At 70.8% G+C, this 15400-nt stretch carries 13 protein-coding genes and 1 pseudogene; 7 read left to right on the top strand and 7 right to left on the bottom strand.

Annotated features, from left to right (window positions below; genetic code table 11):
- Positions 1-130 precede the first annotated feature (130 nt).
- The 4 genes from serS to RH94_RS08675 are packed head-to-tail and all read right to left on the bottom strand — an operon-like array spanning position 131 to position 4314.
- Positions 131-1423 carry a serine--tRNA ligase gene (gene serS, locus RH94_RS08690; protein WP_073947050.1) on the bottom strand — a complete coding sequence of 431 codons (1293 nt, stop codon included), beginning with the start codon at positions 1421-1423 and terminating at the stop codon, positions 131-133.
- Positions 1416-2132 carry a histidine phosphatase family protein gene (locus tag RH94_RS08685; protein WP_073947049.1) on the bottom strand — a complete coding sequence of 239 codons (717 nt, stop codon included), beginning with the start codon at positions 2130-2132 and terminating at the stop codon, positions 1416-1418. The genes serS and RH94_RS08685 overlap by 8 nt, the downstream gene beginning before the upstream one ends.
- Complete coding sequence (locus RH94_RS08680; protein WP_073947048.1) at positions 2129-3067, bottom strand: protein kinase family protein; 939 nt, start codon at positions 3065-3067, stop codon at positions 2129-2131. Before RH94_RS08680 ends, RH94_RS08685 begins: the two co-directional genes overlap by 4 nt.
- Positions 3067-4314 (bottom strand): methionine adenosyltransferase, encoded by a 1248-nt coding sequence (locus RH94_RS08675; RefSeq protein WP_073947047.1) that lies wholly within the window; start codon positions 4312-4314, stop codon positions 3067-3069. The genes RH94_RS08680 and RH94_RS08675 overlap by 1 nt, the downstream gene beginning before the upstream one ends.
- 206 nt (positions 4315-4520) lie before the next feature.
- Here RH94_RS08675 and RH94_RS08670 point away from each other — a divergent pair, with 206 nt between their 5' ends.
- The 4 genes from RH94_RS08670 to RH94_RS08655 all read left to right on the top strand — a co-directional run bounded on the left by RH94_RS08670 (position 4521) and on the right by RH94_RS08655 (position 8719).
- Positions 4521-5741, top strand: coding sequence for a helix-turn-helix domain-containing protein (locus RH94_RS08670; protein WP_073947046.1), 1221 nt, complete (start codon positions 4521-4523; stop codon positions 5739-5741).
- Positions 5742-5784: 43 nt separating this feature from the next.
- On the top strand, positions 5785-6240 hold the full coding sequence (locus tag RH94_RS08665) for an NUDIX domain-containing protein (RefSeq protein WP_073947115.1): 456 nt from the start codon (positions 5785-5787) through the stop codon (positions 6238-6240).
- A gap of 158 nt (positions 6241-6398) precedes the next feature.
- Positions 6399-6824, top strand: coding sequence for a type I restriction-modification enzyme R subunit C-terminal domain-containing protein (locus RH94_RS08660; protein ID WP_234425629.1), 426 nt, complete (start codon positions 6399-6401; stop codon positions 6822-6824).
- 761 nt (positions 6825-7585) lie between these two features.
- Positions 7586-8719, top strand: coding sequence for a DUF5954 family protein (locus RH94_RS08655; protein ID WP_073947045.1), 1134 nt, complete (start codon positions 7586-7588; stop codon positions 8717-8719).
- Between the two features lie 123 nt (positions 8720-8842).
- Here the strand turns inward: RH94_RS08655 and RH94_RS08650 are convergent, their stop codons facing one another.
- Both RH94_RS08650 and RH94_RS08645 read right to left on the bottom strand, forming a co-directional pair.
- The gene (locus RH94_RS08650; protein ID WP_073947044.1) at positions 8843-9802 is read right to left on the bottom strand and encodes a D-2-hydroxyacid dehydrogenase family protein; all 960 of its coding nucleotides are present in this window, start codon (positions 9800-9802) and stop codon (positions 8843-8845) included.
- Between the two features lie 116 nt (positions 9803-9918).
- Entirely contained in the window at positions 9919-11631 is a 1713-nt protein-coding gene (locus tag RH94_RS08645; protein ID WP_073947043.1) for a bifunctional 3'-5' exonuclease/DNA polymerase, read from the bottom strand.
- A gap of 255 nt (positions 11632-11886) precedes the next feature.
- Here RH94_RS08645 and RH94_RS08640 point away from each other — a divergent pair, with 255 nt between their 5' ends.
- Together RH94_RS08640 and RH94_RS08635 are read left to right on the top strand one after the other, a co-directional pair.
- A complete protein-coding gene (locus tag RH94_RS08640; protein WP_234425628.1) occupies positions 11887-13023 on the top strand; it encodes a hypothetical protein in 1137 nt (378 codons plus the stop codon).
- A 29-nt stretch (positions 13024-13052) separates the two neighbouring features.
- A complete protein-coding gene (locus RH94_RS08635; RefSeq protein ID WP_073947042.1) occupies positions 13053-14282 on the top strand; it encodes a hypothetical protein in 1230 nt (409 codons plus the stop codon).
- A gap of 81 nt (positions 14283-14363) precedes the next feature.
- On the opposite strand, the gene RH94_RS08630 is transcribed toward RH94_RS08635, so the two are convergent.
- A complete protein-coding gene (locus RH94_RS08630; protein ID WP_073947041.1) occupies positions 14364-15116 on the bottom strand; it encodes a Clp protease N-terminal domain-containing protein in 753 nt (250 codons plus the stop codon).
- A 115-nt stretch (positions 15117-15231) separates the two neighbouring features.
- Between RH94_RS08630 and RH94_RS42805 the strand changes: the two are divergent.
- Positions 15232-15400: pseudogene (locus RH94_RS42805) on the top strand (DUF2786 domain-containing protein); the annotation flags it as partial.

Raw genomic sequence — 15400 nt, 5'->3', positions numbered from 1 at the left:
GAGGAGGTGTACGTCGGCGCCCGCGGCCCGGGCACCTACGGCGACCGCCCACAGCCATCGTTCGATTCCGCCGTAGCCGACGGGCGGAAAGGCGTAGCTACCAGGGAAATCGCAGACGCCGACGAGCACGTTATGCCTCCGGTGTTCCGTCCGCCTTGATCCGGCGGAAGCCGAGGTACGGGAAGAGGGATTCGGGAAGGACGAGCGAGCCGTCCTCCTGCTGACACTGTTCGAGGAGCGCGGCCAGCGTGCGGCCTACGGGCAGGCCGGAGCCGTTGAGGGTGGCGACGAGCTTGGGCTTGCCGTCCTCGCCGCGGGTCCGGATGTTGGCGCGGCGGGCCTGGAAGGTGCCGAAGTTGGAGACCGAGGAGATCTCCCGGTACGTGTTCTGGCTCGGGAGCCAGACCTCGATGTCGTAGGTGAGCTGGGCGGAGAAGCCGGTGTCACCGGCAGGCAGCTTGATGACCCGGTAGGCGAGGCCGAGCTCCTTCAGGCACGCCTCGGCGTGGCCGACCATCGTCTCCAGCTCGGCGTCCGCCGTCTCCGGGTCGACGATCTTGACAATCTCGACCTTGGTGAACTGGTGCTGGCGGATCAGACCGCGGGTGTCCCGACCGTACGAGCCGGCCTCGGAGCGAAAGCACGGGGTGTGGGCGGTCATGGCCAGCGGCAGCTCGGCCGGCGGGATGATCTCGTCGGCGTAAAGGTTGGTCAGCGGGACCTCGGCCGTCGGGATCAGGAACAGATCGCGGTCGGCCACACCCGTCTTGAACAGGTCTTCCTCGAACTTCGGCAGCTGCCCGGTGCCAGTCATCGTCTTGCGCGTGACGAGGAAGGGCACGGAGTGCTCGACGTACCCGTGCCGACGGGTGTGGATGTCGAGGAAGAGCGTGGCCAGAGCGCGCTCCAGGGCCGCGCCGGCCCCGCGCGACACCGCGAAGCGGGGGCCGGACAGCTTCGTCGCCCGGGCGAAGTCGAGGATGCCGGTGGCCTCGCCGAGGTCGACATGGTCCTTCGGGACGAAGGTGAACGCGGGGGGCGTGCCGACGCGCCGTACCTCGATGGCGAACTCCTCGGAGTCGCCGTCCGGGGCTGAGTCGTCCGGCAGGTTCGGGATGCTCAGGAGCAGGTCACGGAGCTGGGCCTCGATCCCCTCCTGCCCGGCCTCGATGTCACGGATCTGGTCTTTCAGCTCGCGGGCGCGCTCCTTCAGCTTGCCGATGTCCCCGCCCTGCTTCGCGGTCTGCTGGACCTCGCTCGCCACCCGCTTGGACTCCGCCCGCAGCTCGTCGGCAGAGCGGATGTTCTGGTTGCGCCGGGACTGGAGGGACTCCAGCTCGGACAGGTCCAGGGAGTAGCCGCGACGAGCGAGCCGACGAACAGCTTCGGCACCCATTTCGATCAGGGCGCGGGCGTCATGCATGAGGGAGATCCTTTTTATCCAGCGAATGGGACGGGGATACCGAATCGACGGTAGCAACCGCCGGCCCCTCGCTGATCCGGAATATGGTCGTGCCACCGGCGCCGGTGTTCTTTTCGTACATGCCCGAATCAAGATCGTCCAGGAGGGAGGCGATCAGAGCGGGCAGTTCGTCGTCGGAAATGGTGATCGGTTCGACGTACGGGGCCTCGGGAAGGAACAGCGGCATGGGCTCCCCCTCGGTGCGCTCGCGGTACCAGAGGAGAACGGAGACCACCAGGCCGTGGCCGACGAGCACCCTGGGGCCGGGGTGCTCGTCGGCGGAGAGCACCCCGGTGAGCATCCGCCGGATGCCCTCGCGCTGGGACTCGGACGCGTCGGGCGGGCGCTCATCGGCTCCGTGGGCGTTGAGCCAGACGGCGTAGTCGAGGAAAGGGCCGCCCTCGAATTGCCCGTAGTCGAGTTCGTTGAGCCGCGCGTCGACGACGAGCCCGGCGGGCGAAACGCCCATCAGCAGCGAGGTGGTCTGGAGAGCCCGGGGGAATTCGCTGGTCAGCCAGGTGGCCACGGAGTGCAGGGGGAGCGTGGTCCAGGCGTGACTCAGGGACTGCCGGCCTTCCTCGTTGAGGTGGATGCGCTTACCCGGGTCGCCGTTGACGAGGTAGCGCTTGCTGTGGTTCGTCTGGCCGTGGCGAAGGATGTACGTCGTCATCGGTCCCGCCCCGTTCCGAGCATCCCCGTTCCGAAAGCCATCAGAGAGGACAGCACCGCCGCGATCTTCGGCCTCGCGGGGTCGCCGATCTCCGTGTAGTAGAGGAGCCCGTCGAGCGCGAGCGCCCTGCACCAGGGCGTGATCTCCGGTACGGGGACGCGGGAGATCCGGGCGGCCGTGGCGAGCCGATCGGCCATCCCTCGTTCGAGGTCGTAGTAGACGCTCCAGAAGGCCCAGTCGAAGACCGCGTCACCCTCTACAGGGTGGGGATCGATCAGACGAGGACGCTGATTCACGTCGAAGATCACGTTCTCCGCGTACAGGTCGGCATGGAGGACCGTCGTCCGGTCGGGGACTTCGCGCAGGCCGGCGAGCTCGTGGCCCACCTCCTTCGCGAGTCCTCCGTGGGAGCCGAGGTCGAGGACCCGCATCCTTCGGTGGACGCGCGGTAGGACGACCTCGTGCAGGAAGTCGGCCAGGCTGGGCACGCCCGGTCCGGCCGACCGCCGGCCGAGCGTGTGAAGCCTGTGGATCGCGGCGGCCACCGCCCAAGTCTCGCGTGCCGGACGGACCTCGCCTCCGGGCTGCCCGCCGACAAGCTCAAGGGCAGCCACCGATAGGTCATCCGCGGCGTGGACCACGTTCGCGGTCGGGCCGCCGGCCCACATCCGCAAGGCGGCCGTCTCATGGCGGTAGCGGATGGGCTCCACCCACGCCTTCAGCAGCAAGCGGCTTCGGTCAGGCGCCACGGCGAGCGCGACCGCCGAGGCGTGTCCTGCGTCGTGGTAGCTCCTCAGCGAGAAGTTCCATCGCCTCGCCGCCTCGGCCAGGAGGCCCGGGGCCGCGTCCAGCCACTCCTCAACCGATGGGCCGTAGTGCGCGAGCAACCGCTCCCGACACCCCGAAGGCACATCTCCGAGCGTGCGCCTCGCCATCAGCTCAGCACGATCCCGTCGGAGACCAGCTCGTCCGTGAGGGCGGGGAATCCCTCCAGGGTCTCGGCGACGAGGGCCTGGACCTTGTCGGCCTCGACGTCCGGGGAGGACAGCCGGATCAGGATGCGCCACGGCTGGTCGAGACGCTGGCCGGTGGTGCTGACCAGGTGGACCTCGGCGTGGCCGGCGGTGGCCTCATGCAGCCGCTGGGCCAGGCGCTGAGCGGCGATGTTGTAGAGCTTGCCGACGTGGTAGACGGGGTTCTTGCCGTTGGCGCCCTCCAGGTTCATCGGCCGCAGGGGCGTGATGAGTCCGTTGACGCGGTTACCGCGACCGACGACGCCCTCGTCTCCGGACTCGATCGAGCTACCGGTGTACGTGAGGTACAGCTCGTCCTTCTCCGGTACGTCGCGGGCATTGAGCCGGAAGCGGGCCTCGGCGCCGGGAAGCCTGAGGTCGGCGAGCCGGTAGCACTCGGCGAGCACGCTCTCGGCGTTCCGGACGTACTCGGCGCGGCTGCCGACGTGGCGCGATTTCTGCGGCACGCACAGGACGACATCGGCCTGGTCGCCGTCCCAGTAGCCCATGAGTTTGACGTCGGAGCCGCACCAGGTGTGGGAGAGCGTGAACTCGCTCTCGCCGGAGAAGTGGTTCACCAACTCGCGTACGAACGACTCGAAGGCGTTCTCCGGCGCCCATCCGGTCCCGAGCGAGGTGTCGTTCGACAACCGAACCCGCCGCTCGCGCAGGTCGTCGATGGAGCGCGGGTTGAACCAGCGGGTGCGGTCCGGGACCTCGTCGCCGGTGAGGACTGCGCCGGGGCTGGAATTGCTGGTGATGTTGAACTTGATGTCGAGGTGGTCCGAGACCTCGCGAAGCCTCTCGGCGAAGAACGCGCGGACCTCGGCCTCGACGATTTCCTCAACGGGGATCTTCTCGCCCCCGCACATGGGCGCGGCCCGCCCGTTGACCAGGACGCGTACCGGGGCCGTGATCCGGCCGGCTCCGTATCGGACCTCGCTCGCCCCGCCGAGGAGGGCGAGCTTGTCGAAGTTGTGGTGCAGCACCGCGCCGAAGCGCTGGACGGTGTAGTGGCTGTACGCGCGGGACAGCCGCTCGGCGAGGTGATCGGCCAGGGTGTCCGGGTGGCCGAGGCCCTTGCGCTCGACGATCGTCGTCGCAGCGGGCTCGGCGATGCCCGTCTCGATGGACAGGTAACGTCCCTCAGTCGTGATGGTTTTGCGCATGACAAACTCCGATCTCTCTGCCTGAAGAAGGCGGGTGGGACGGACGAGCGTCATTTGCCAAAGCCAGTTGATGCAGGACGAGTTGCTCGCATCTCCCGGCGGCGTTCTCGGTCTGCTGCGACAGTAGCCAGGGCACCCGGCGACACCCCGGAAAAACCTTCCGGGGTCCCTTTCGGCCACGAGGTGATGCTCAGGACATGCGAGGGATGACAGAGCACCTGACCGTCGGCGAGCGCGTCGCCTGGTACCGACGCCGACGCGGACTTTCCCAAGAGGTCCTGGCCGGCCTTGTCGGACGCACCACGGACTGGCTGAGCAAAGCGGAGAACAACCGGATCGAGCTCGACCGCCTTTCGGTGATCACCTCACTCGCCGAAGCCCTCGACGTCTCCCTCGGAGACCTGCTCGCCGAACCGACCCTCATGGAGTGGTCCGACAGCAGTGGCCACCGTACGGTCCCCGCCCTGCGCGAAGTCCTCATGGACTACAAGCAGCTCACGCCCTTGCTGGGACTCCCACCCGACGACGAACCACCGGCCCTGGAGGACCTGCGGGCCGACGTGAAGGAAGTCCTCGACGCCTACCAGGTGTCCCAGTACGGGTTCGCGACTCGACGACTTCCCCTCGTCCTGGCCGACGCCCTCGCGGCCTCCCGCTCGTATTCAGGGCGCGAAGGGGAGGAGGCCCATGCCGAGCTCGCCCTGGCCTACCACGGTGCGGCAATGGTGTTGGGCAAGGTCGGGGAGTCGGAACTGGCGTGGATCGCCGCCGACCGTGGCCTGGCGGCAGCGCAACAGAGCGGCCAGAGCACGGTGACGGGCTCGCTCTTCCGCGCGGTCACGCACTGCCTGATGGCCACCGGCCGCTTCACCGCGGCGGTCCAGCTGGTAAACGACGCGGCGGCAGTCATGCAGCCCGGCCTGGGCACCGCGAACGACGAGTACCTCTCGGTCTACGGCACGCTCTTCCTCGCCGGCGCCATGGCGGCCGCCCGGGCGGAGGACCGGGCAACCACGCAGACCTTCCTTCGCGAAGCCGACGAAGCGGCGCAACGACTGGGTGCTGACGCGAACCACCTCTGGACTGCCTTCGGCCCGACCAACGTGGCCATCCACTGCGTCGCCACCGCCGGAGAACTCGGCGACATCCAGATCGCCGTTGACCTCGGACAGCGCATTGACACCAGCGGCTTGCCGGTGGAACGGCGCGTGAGGCACAGCCTGGAAGTCGCCCGAGCCCTCAGCGCCTGGAACCGGACCGACGAAGCCCTGGCCACCCTGCTGGACGCCGAGCGGGCTGCCCCCGAACAGGTACGCCACCATTACCTGAGCCGTGAACTGGTCATCGGCTGGATCCGCGGCACCCGAGGCCGCCCGTCCCAGCCCGTGGCAGACCTGGCCCGCAGGCTCGGTGTAGTCGGCGGCTAGAGTCCGTCCCGTGAGCGAGAACGAGCACGAGCACGAAGCGAAGATGGCCCACCCGCGCATGGCAGCCGGCGCGCTCTTCTTCGACGAGGCCGACCGGATCCTGCTCGTCGAACCCTCGTACAAGGACTACCGCGACATCCCCGGCGGATACGTCGAGAAGGGGGAGTCACCCCTGCAAGCCTGCGTGCGCGAAGTCCATGAGGAGCTGGGTGTCAAGCCGACCATCGGCCGCCTGCTCGTGGTGGACTGGGCACCGAACCTGGGAGAGGGCGACAAGGTCCTCTATCTCTTCGACGGGGGCCGCCTCACCGCGGAAGAGTGTCGGCACATCGAGCTACAGGCCGACGAGCTCCGCGGATACGCCTTCCACGACGCCGGAGAGCTGCCGGAACTCACCATCCCCCGACTCGTACGTCGTATCACTGCTGGCATCGAGGCCCGTGCCAACGGCGTGACTGCTTACCTGGAGCATGGGACAGCGCCGGCAGCGGCCTCGTAGCCAGGGCGCACTGCTCCGCCTCGTCGGAGGTTCCGCATGACACACCGCTCGCTCATCTACGCGGCCTCGTCCGACTGATCGAGAAGACCAAGCGCAGCATCGTCTACACCGACTTCGAGGACGAGCTCGGCGAGCTGACCGCGGTTTCGCTCAGCGGCATGGAGATCGGCACGAACCTCACCCGCTTCGAACAGAAGATCCGGATCTACCTCAACACACACCAGGACCAGCTCGCCGTCCAGGAGATCCGCCGCAACAAGCAGATCACCACCCTAGACCGCTCGGAGCTGGAGAAGATCTTCGTCGAGGCCGGCCTTGGCACCACGGCCGACATCGACTACGTCAAGGACGCCAAGGGCGGTCTCGGCCTGTTCCTGCGGTCGCTCACGGGATTGGAGCGGGAGGCAGCGGCCCTGGCCTTCGACTCTTTCCAGCAGGGCAAGGCGCTCACGGCCAGCCCGCTCCGCTTCGTCAATGAGCTGATCGACTACCTGGCCCTGCAACGGCACGATAGACGTCGGCGCGCTGTACGAGTCGCCGGTCACCGCCCTCGTCCCGACCGGTCCCGAAGCGATCTTCCCTGAGGCTGAGGTGGATGACATGGTGTCCGTCATTCACTCGATCCGCTCTACCGCCGTCGTTGCCGACGGCGTGGCGTGATCAACGAGGCACGGAGGAGAGGCAAATGAGCCAGCAGGAGATTGTCGATGAGTGCCCTGGGACTGGGCAGCACGGGCACATGGACGAGAACGCCGTGGGCGACGAGTGGTATGTGGTCTGCCACGTGTGCGGAATGAGATGGGCGGGAGGCAGCACCCTTCTTGAGCCGCACAGGGACCGGCGCAAGCTCTGAGGAATCGGCTGCCCTTGCGTGAGCATTGCGTGAGCGGACGGTGCGGCACCTGACGGACTACGCGTCACAGTGATCGAGCGCATCGCTCTCCGACCTGGGGAAATCGGATCCCGCGTCAGCCGTCGGCACCTACCGCCACGATCTTGCAGGCCCTCGTAATGCGTAGGTCTCGGGTTCGAATCCCGAAAGCGGCTCGGACGGAAGCCAGATCAGAATCATTCTGATCTGGCTTTTTCTTTGCGTTTTCGGGGGCGTGCGCCATGCGGCCGGTCCGGAGGGGCGAACGCGTGGGCGATGTGTCATGCCGGAGGGCGGTGGAGGGTCCGGTGGGGCCGCTCGGCGGGCTGGTCGAACTGGTGGACGCCGTGGCTGATCCGGGCCGGGAAAGGGCGGCTGGAGTCCCTGTCTCCGTGGAGGTGGGAGCGGTCGGCGAGCCGGATCGGTTTCCTTGTTCTTCGGCGGTGCTGCCGCGAGGTCGGGCACATTCAGTGCATGACCGGTTACGCGGATCGAGTTCCCGCCTACCTCAGTTTCAGGGTCGCCCCGGCCGAAGGGCCCATCGCGGCCCTTGCCGACCAGGAAGCGTGGCAGGCGCGGGAGCTCTACCCCGAGCTGTTGGGGGTGGGGTTGCCGGAGTTCTTCTACGCGCGGGAACGCGACGCCGGCGGCTGGGAGCTGCTGGGCAGGTGCGGCGACCCCGAACCCCAGGGGGCCAGGGACTCTCTGGGGTCGCACTTCCGTTTGCGTGCCAAGGAGGCCGAGGAGGCCGGTGACGCGGAGGGGCGGAAGGCGTGGATGGCGGCGGCCCTGCGGATGGACCGGGAGGTGGTCGACGAGATCCGGGTCCGTGGAGAGCGGTTCCGGATCGTGCGTGCGTCGAAGTTCATCCGTATGGGGCGCAGCGGACCGGAGCCGCCCCGTCCCTCCGATCCCGACCCGGGGGAGGCGGGCGAGGCGTACCGGCTGCCGTCCCGGACGGAGGGGTTCGTCGTCGATCCGTACGTCAGCACGGGGCTGTCCGACGGCATCCTGAAGCTGGACCTCGTACGGTTCGTCGGGGTCGTCGCCGGCGTGCCGGCCCAGGTGCGGGAGGACGCGGTGCACGCTCTCGAGAAGTTCCCGGGCGGTGTGCTGCTGCCGGCGGTGTTCATGGTCTCCGAGCGGGAGGACGGGGAGTGGAAGGCGCACAACCCCGGGACGTCGGGCACCACGCCGCAGGCGGCGCGTGACGGTCTGGCCGCCTGGCTGCGGGTGATGGCGCCGTTCACCCTGCGGCTGTCGGACGAGAAGCGGGCGGAGTACGCACGGGCCGCCGACGTGCTGGACGAGAAGCGCGGCAACAGTCTGAGCGCGGACGGGCGCCGGTTCCGTATCACGCGGGTCGAGCGGCTGGTCCGTATCGGGCCCGACGGCCCGGAGGGTCCCCGGCCCGGTGACTTCGACTCGCAGCCCCCGGTGGAGGTCCACACCCGGCAGCTGAAGGAGCAGGGGCTGTGGCAGCACGACGAGGACGAGCCGGTCGAACTCGACGAACGCGCCAGGGAGCTCAAGGCCCTGTGGGACCAGGAGGAGGCGCGCCGCGCGGCGGCCAGGGCGCGCAAGGCGGCTGGTGGGAAGCGCGTCTGAACAGGGTGTCGGGCGGGCCCGTCGGAGTACGGGGCTGCTCGGGACGTACGGCACGGCCGGCCGTAGTGCACCGGAGGGCGGGTGGGGGACAACCGGAGGGCACCGCGGCCGGCCACGCCGTCGTCAGCCGAGGAGGCGGATCGGGGTGCCGGCCAGGTACGCCTCGACGGCCTCCACCGCCTGGCCGTAGTAGCGCTCGTAGTTGGCCCGGGAGACGTAACCCAGGTGGGGAGTGGCCAGGAGGCGGGGAGCCGTGCGCATCGGGTGGTTCGGAGGGAGCGGTTCGGTGTCGAAGACGTCCACGGCCGCGCCGGCGATGCGGGCCTCGTGCAGGGCGGTGAGCAGGGCGTCCTGGTCCACGATCGCCGCGCGGGAGGTGTTGATCAGGTAGGCCGTCGGCTTCAGGAGGGAGAGTTCGGCGGCGCCGAGCAGGCCGCGGGTGCGGTCGCTCAGGGCCAGGTGGACCGAGACGAAGTCGGCGGTCGACAGCAGGTCCTCCTTGGACGGGGCCGGCTCCACGCCCACCTCCTCCGCCCGCTCCTTCGTGAGGTTCTGGCTCCACGCCGTGACGTGCATGCCGAAGGCCAGGCCCACCCGCGCCACCCGGCTGCCGATCTTGCCGAGGCCGAGCAGGCCCAGTCGGCGGCCGTGCAGGTCGGCGCCCACGGTGGACTGCCAGGGGCCGTTGGACCGCAGTGCGTCGTTCTCCGCCACGATGCCGCGGGCGAGACCCAGGAGCAGGGCCCAGGTCAGTTCGACCGGCGGGGTCGAGGAGCTCTCCGTGCCGCACACGGTCACGCCGTTCGCCCGTGCGGCTGTGTAGTCGATCACCGAGTTGCGCATGCCGGAGGCGATCAGCAGTCTCAGGCGGGGGAGGCGGTTCAGGAGCGAGGCGGGGAAGGGGACCCGCTCGCGCAGGGTGACCACGATGTCGGCATCGGCCAGTGCCGCGGCCAGTTCGTCCTCCGTGGCGAAGTGCTCGGTGTACGTGACGACCTCGACCCTGTCGCTCAGCGGCGTCCAGTCGGCGACGGTGGTCGCGACGCCTTGGAAGTCGTCGAGTACGGCACAGCGCAGTCGCATGTCGGTTCTCCCCGCTGGGTTGTCGTTTTCCTCGTCCGAGGATCTTCGCGTATGCGGGGCGGCCCGTGCGGTCCGGCCGGCCGCCGGTCGCCCGAGGGAGAGGGTTCGTACGGCGGTCACTTGGCGTCCGCGTAGCACTCCACCACCGCCGTCGTGAACGGGAACCGCACCGGGGTCTCGCCGAACGTCAGTCGTCCCGCGAGTTCCGCGGCCTGCCGGATCGCCTCGACGACCGTGTCTGCCTCCTCCTTCGGGCAGTGCACGATCACTTCGTCGTGCTGGAAGAAGACCAGCTCGGCCGCCATGTCCCGGCAGGTGCGGCGCAGTGCGGCGAGCAGCAGCAGGGCCCAGTCGGCGGCGCTGCCCTGGACGACGAAGTTGCGGGCGAAGCGGCCGCGGGCGCGGGAGTCGGTGGAGGCGTAGCCCGGTGTCCAGCCGTCGGCCGTGGCCGTACCGCCGTCGGCCGCGGACGGTACGGCCGGGTCGTCCTGGGGGAGGCCCGCCTCCTCGGCCGTGTCCTCCCGCCTCCCGGCCGGTGGTGGACAGGTGCGGCCCAGCCAGGTCCGTACGAGTCGGCCCTCCTCGCCGGCCCGTGCCGCGTCGTCGACGTAGGCCACCGCCTTCGGGAAGCGGCGTCTGAGGGCGGCGAGGTTCTTCAGGCCGTCGCCGGAGGTCTGGCCGTAGACCGCGCCGAGGACGGCGAGTTTCGCCTGGGCGCGGTCGCCGGAGAAGGCGCGGTCGGAGACGGCCTGGTACAGGTCGGTCCCCCGGCCGGCCACCTCCATCAGACCGGGGTCGCGGGAGACGGCCGCCAGCACGCGCGGCTCCATCTGGTCGGCGTCGGCCACGACCAGCCGCCAGCCGGGGTCCGCCACGACGGCCCGGCGGATGACCTTGGGGATCTGCAGCGCGCCCCCGCCATGGGTCACCCAGCGGCCGGTGACCGTGCCGCCGGCCAGGAACTCCGGCCGGAAGCGCCCCTCCCGCACCCAGTCCTGCAGCCAGGACCAGCCGTGGGCGACCCAGATCCGGTACAGCTTCTTGTACTCCAGCAGGGGCTTCACGGCCGGGTGGTCGACGGACCGGATCTCCCAGCGGCGGGTGGACCTGACCTTGATCCCGGCGCGGGCGAAGGCCTTGATCACCTCGGCCGGCAGGTCGGGCCGGACCCGGTGGCCGAAGGCGGTGGACACCTCGTCGGCGAGCTCGGCCAGGCGCCGGGGCCCACCGCCGCCCGCGTACCGCTCGCCGAGCAGTTCGTGCAGCACCTCGCGGTGCAGGTCCGCGCGCCAGGGCAGGCCCGCCCGGTTCATCTCGGCCGCCACCAGCGTGCCCGCCGACTCGGCGGCGGTCAGCAGGCGCATACGGTCGGGGTGCTCGGCCCGCCCGTGCCGCCGCTGCTGCTCGGCGTAGACCGCGAGCAGGCCCTCCAGCGGCAGGCGTACGGCCTGGGGCTCGAAGAGCGGGGACTGCGCGCCCGGTTCGGCGGACCGCTGCGGTGGGTCCGGGGGTACGGGACCGCCGCGCAGGCGGGCCAGGGCGGCGGCCGCCGAGCGGGGTTCGCCGTACCGCCCCTCGTGGCCGAGGAGGAGTGCCTCGGCGTCCTCGATGTCGTAGCACCGCTCCACCCGCACCCCCGCGGCGAGCAGGCGCGGGTAGACCTCGGCGGTGGACCGCCACACCCACCGCGTGACGTCCGGTCTGCCGCGGACCGCCTCGGCCAGGTCCGGCTCCCGGTGCACCGGGCCGGCGGGCAGCCCGTCCCGGCCGAGGGGGGCGACCTCGGCGCCGCCGTCCTCGGCCGGTGCCAGAGCCCACCGGTCGGTCATGTCTGCGAGTGTCGCAGGCGGGTCTGACAACGGCCTCGACCCGCGGGTTCGGCGGGCGGTCCGGGTCGGCCGGACGGAACGAACCGGTCGGGCGGAACGAACCGGTCGGGGGTCCGGGCCGGTCGGGGGGTCCGGACCGGCCGGTGTGCGGGCGCCGCGCGGGCCGTACACGGGTCGTCCGGTTGGCGGTCCGTGATCGGCCGTGGCTACCCTCGACGGTCGGACATCACGGGGACGTATCCGGACGGGGGCAAGATGGCCGACGAAACAGGGGAGTTGGCCGGGCGCGAGGGCGCGCACGGACGCGGAACACGCGGAACGGGGAAGCGGAGGCTGCTGGCGGGTGGCGCGGCACTGGCGCTGCTCGCCGCGCTCGCCGGTACCTGGGCCACCCACACCTGGCCCTTCACCGGCGACGAGCACTACTGCTGGGGTGCCTGGCGGGAGAACAGCGGCCCCGACTTCCTCGGCGACGAGGCCCTGGAGGACGGGAACGGCAAGCGCGTCGGAACCGAGCGGGCCCCGACACCGCGGCGCCCCACCGGCACCTGCACGGTCGCCATCGACACCTGGCGCACCGCCGGCAACGGCGACAAGGTCACCCACCGCACCGAGATCGAGGTGACCTACGGCCCCGCCCCCAAGGGCGCGGCTGAGCGCGCCGGTTGGGTCGTCGACCACCTCGGGGGCGACGCGCTGCCGCTGCCCGACGGGCTGCCCGGCACCGTGCACGGCCTCGGCGGCACGATCGTGCTGCCGAAGCGGTGCGACACCGCCGACGGGCGGCCGACCGTCGTCACCCTCGCCGCCGGTTCGACGGACACCTGGAGCCGGGGCAGCATGGCAGGCCGGGCGGGTCTGGGCGGCACCAGATCGGTCGCCGCGCTGCTGGTGGCCGCCGCCAACCGGGGGATGGAGGCGGCCGGGTGCGCGGCGGGCCGGCCGTTCGAGCTCGTCTCGCCGGTGCTGCAGCTGCCCGAGAGGGCGGAGAGCTTGTTCACCGAGGCCTGCCGCATCCCCGGCTTCGCCATCGACAAGGTGACCGGGAGCAACCTGGAATACCAGGTCGGCGCGGTCGACCGGGACCTGCAGTCCTGCTCGGTGCGCCTGCAGCGGGGTCTGGGGAGGTTCTACGACGCCGTGATGGTGGCCGAGCCCCGCCTGGCGGCCCTGCTCGACGGAGTGACCGGCGACGGGCCGCCCGCACCGGGCTGGCGTGGCACCGGTGTGTTCACCGACGACTACGGCATCGTCCGCGCGGACTGCGCCGGCCGTCCGGCGACCTTCGTGATGGTCTCCCTGCCGCGCGACGCGCAGGAGGCGTTCACCGACGCCGTCACCGGGCGCCTCGGCTGTGACCCGCTGGCACCCCGGCACACCCAACCGTCATGAACAGCAACGAAGTCGGGGGAGAGAACCCAGTGTCCGAAGCAGACAGCCACCGCCCCGCGGGTGTTCCCGAACCGCCGCCCGGACCGTCGCCCGAGCCGGCCCCGCGTGCCTGGTGGCATCCGCGCCGACTGCTGCGCGGCCGGGTGCGGCCCGCCGCCGCGGCGGCCCTCGCCGGGGTGCTGCTCGGTGTCGCGGGGACGGCCTGGCAGACCGGGACCGGTCCGTTCCGGGACGACCGCAAGTGCTGGGGCGCGCTCGACGACGGCGACCTGGAGGGCTACTTCCGCGATCCGGCCGAGGTCGTCGCCCACGAGACGTCCGTCCAGTACCGCTCCCTGGACGGTTACTCGGGCCTGTGCCGGCTGAGCACGCGACGCGGCGCGGTCACCGTGAACGTGCACCGGCTCGATCTGCGCTACGACGGCTTCGGCCGCTGGGGCGACGAGTACCTGGCGCCCCGGCTGGTCCCGATGGGCGGCGGACTGCTCGGCATGGCCTCCGACACGCGCGCGTGGCTGGCCCTCCCCGAAGGCTGCGTCGGCAGGCCCTCGCTCGCTCAGGGCCCCACGGTCGTCGACATCGACACCGGATGGACCGTGCAGAGCAGTGACGTCGACGAGAAGGAACGGGCCGTGCTCACCCGCATGGTGGTGAAGCTGGTGAACCGGATCCTCGACCAGGAGGGGTGCAGCGGCACCGTCGTGGACCCCGCGGACCGTCTCCCGGCCGCGGACGACGGCCTGACCAGTGAGCGCCCCGGAGCCGTGTGCCGGGTCAAGGGCCTGACCCTCCCCGCACAGCACAAGGACGGCAACGGCACAAACAGCGACAAGAGCGGCAAGGGCGGCAAGAGCAGCGAGAACGGCAAGAGCGGCGGGGGCGACGGGGAGGCCGCGCCGAGGGTGTGGATCACCCCGGGCGACGGCCCGGTACGCACCTGTGACCGTACCCGTCTGGGCTACACGGAGCTGCGCCTGATGACGGTCTCGGACCCCCGGCTCGCCGCGCTCTTCGAGCGCTCCCGCGATGCGTACGGCACGCGGTTGACGAGCAGCCGGGGCAGGGGGTCGCTCTCCGACCGGGACGGTGTCTTCCTGGCCCGCTGCCAGACGGGGGACGTCGCCTTCGTGGCCCGTACCCTCACCCTGACTTCCAGCCAACCGGTCCGCGCGCTCTTCCCCCGCTACGTCGAGGCGGAGGCCGCCCGGGCCGGCTGCGGCACCCTGCGGGTCACGGCCGGGACGTCCGGAGGGGACTGACGACCGGTCGGCAGGCGGCCGTGCCCGCCGGGTGCGAGTGGGGCTCCACGCCCACTTGCCGGGGCCTGCCGGTAACCCCGTTCAGGCCTCCCGCCCGTCCTCCTGTTCCTGCTGTGCGTGGTCCTTCACCAGCTCCGCCAGGGCCGCCGCGACGTACTCCTCGGTGCGTGCCTTGTCCAGGCCGAGGCCGCTCAGGACGCCCTCGCCGTTCTCCAGCTCCAGCAGGGCGAGCAGGATGTGTTCGGTGCCGATGTAGTTGTGGCCGAGACGCAGGGCCTCGCGGAAGGTGAGTTCCAGGGCCTTCTTGGCTGCGGGGCCGTACGGGACGAGTTCGGGGGCGTCGGCGGTCGCCGGGGGCAGGGCGGCGGTCGCCGCCTCGCGGACCGCCTCCAGGGAGACGCCCTGGTCGTCGATGGCCCGGGCGGCCATGGCCTCCGGTTCGCCGAGCAGCCCGAGGACGAGGTGGGCGGGCGTGCCCTCGGCGCTCCTGGCCGCCTTGGCCTCCTCGTGGGCGGCCATGACGACCTTGCGCGCGCGTGGCGTGTAGCGGCTGAAGCCCTGGCTGGGGTCGAGGTCGGCCGACTCCTTGGGCACGAACCGCTTCTGTGCGGCCTGCCGGGTGACGCCCATGCTCTTGCCGATGTCGGTCCAGGAGGCGCCGGAGCGCCGTGCCTGGTCGACGAAGTGGCCGATGAGGTGGTCCGCCACCTCGTCGAGGTGCTCGGCGGCGAGTACGGCGTCCTGGAGCTGGTCGAGGGGCTTTTGGTGGACTTTCTTGATGGCCGAGATGAGGTCGTCCAGACGGACGCTCGACCTGATGGCAGGGTTCGTCACGTGTCAACCGTAGGTTGACATGGGGTGACTGTCAACCGTTGGTTGACAGCTGATCGGCGGGTAGTTGTCCACAGGCTGTGGACGGATGTTCCGCACCCCATGGCACGATCGACGCGTGACCAGCTCCAGCACCGTCGACCGCGCGTTCGACACCGCCCTGTACGCCACCTCCGACGCCGCCCTCGACGCCGGCGCCTCCCTGCTGGCGGCCGACCCCGCGGCGGACGCCGAACTCGCCCGGCGCGGGCAGGAGTTGGTCGCGACGGCATGGCGGCGCGGCTGGC

The sequence above is a fragment of the Streptomyces kebangsaanensis genome, assembly GCF_001906585.1.
GTDB lineage: Bacteria > Actinomycetota > Actinomycetes > Streptomycetales > Streptomycetaceae > Streptomyces > Streptomyces kebangsaanensis.
This window is presented reverse-complemented; position numbering and strand designations above follow the sequence as displayed.

What these genes read in the sequence shown, in the direction of transcription:
- serS (WP_073947050.1), bottom strand. Translation starts at nt 1,423, where the DNA reads ATGCATGACGCCCGCGCCCTGATCGAAATGGGTGCCGAAGCTGTTCGT.
- RH94_RS08685 (WP_073947049.1), bottom strand. Translation starts at nt 2,132, where the DNA reads ATGACGACGTACATCCTTCGCCACGGCCAGACGAACCACAGCAAGCGC.
- RH94_RS08680 (WP_073947048.1), bottom strand. Translation starts at nt 3,067, where the DNA reads ATGGCGAGGCGCACGCTCGGAGATGTGCCTTCGGGGTGTCGGGAGCGG.
- RH94_RS08675 (WP_073947047.1), bottom strand. Translation starts at nt 4,314, where the DNA reads ATGCGCAAAACCATCACGACTGAGGGACGTTACCTGTCCATCGAGACG.
- RH94_RS08670 (WP_073947046.1), top strand. Translation starts at nt 4,521, where the DNA reads ATGACAGAGCACCTGACCGTCGGCGAGCGCGTCGCCTGGTACCGACGC.
- RH94_RS08665 (WP_073947115.1), top strand. Translation starts at nt 5,785, where the DNA reads ATGGCCCACCCGCGCATGGCAGCCGGCGCGCTCTTCTTCGACGAGGCC.
- RH94_RS08660 (WP_234425629.1), top strand. Translation starts at nt 6,399, where the DNA reads ATGGAGATCGGCACGAACCTCACCCGCTTCGAACAGAAGATCCGGATC.
- RH94_RS08655 (WP_073947045.1), top strand. Translation starts at nt 7,586, where the DNA reads ATGACCGGTTACGCGGATCGAGTTCCCGCCTACCTCAGTTTCAGGGTC.
- RH94_RS08650 (WP_073947044.1), bottom strand. Translation starts at nt 9,802, where the DNA reads ATGCGACTGCGCTGTGCCGTACTCGACGACTTCCAAGGCGTCGCGACC.
- RH94_RS08645 (WP_073947043.1), bottom strand. Translation starts at nt 11,631, where the DNA reads ATGACCGACCGGTGGGCTCTGGCACCGGCCGAGGACGGCGGCGCCGAG.
- RH94_RS08640 (WP_234425628.1), top strand. Translation starts at nt 11,887, where the DNA reads ATGGCCGACGAAACAGGGGAGTTGGCCGGGCGCGAGGGCGCGCACGGA.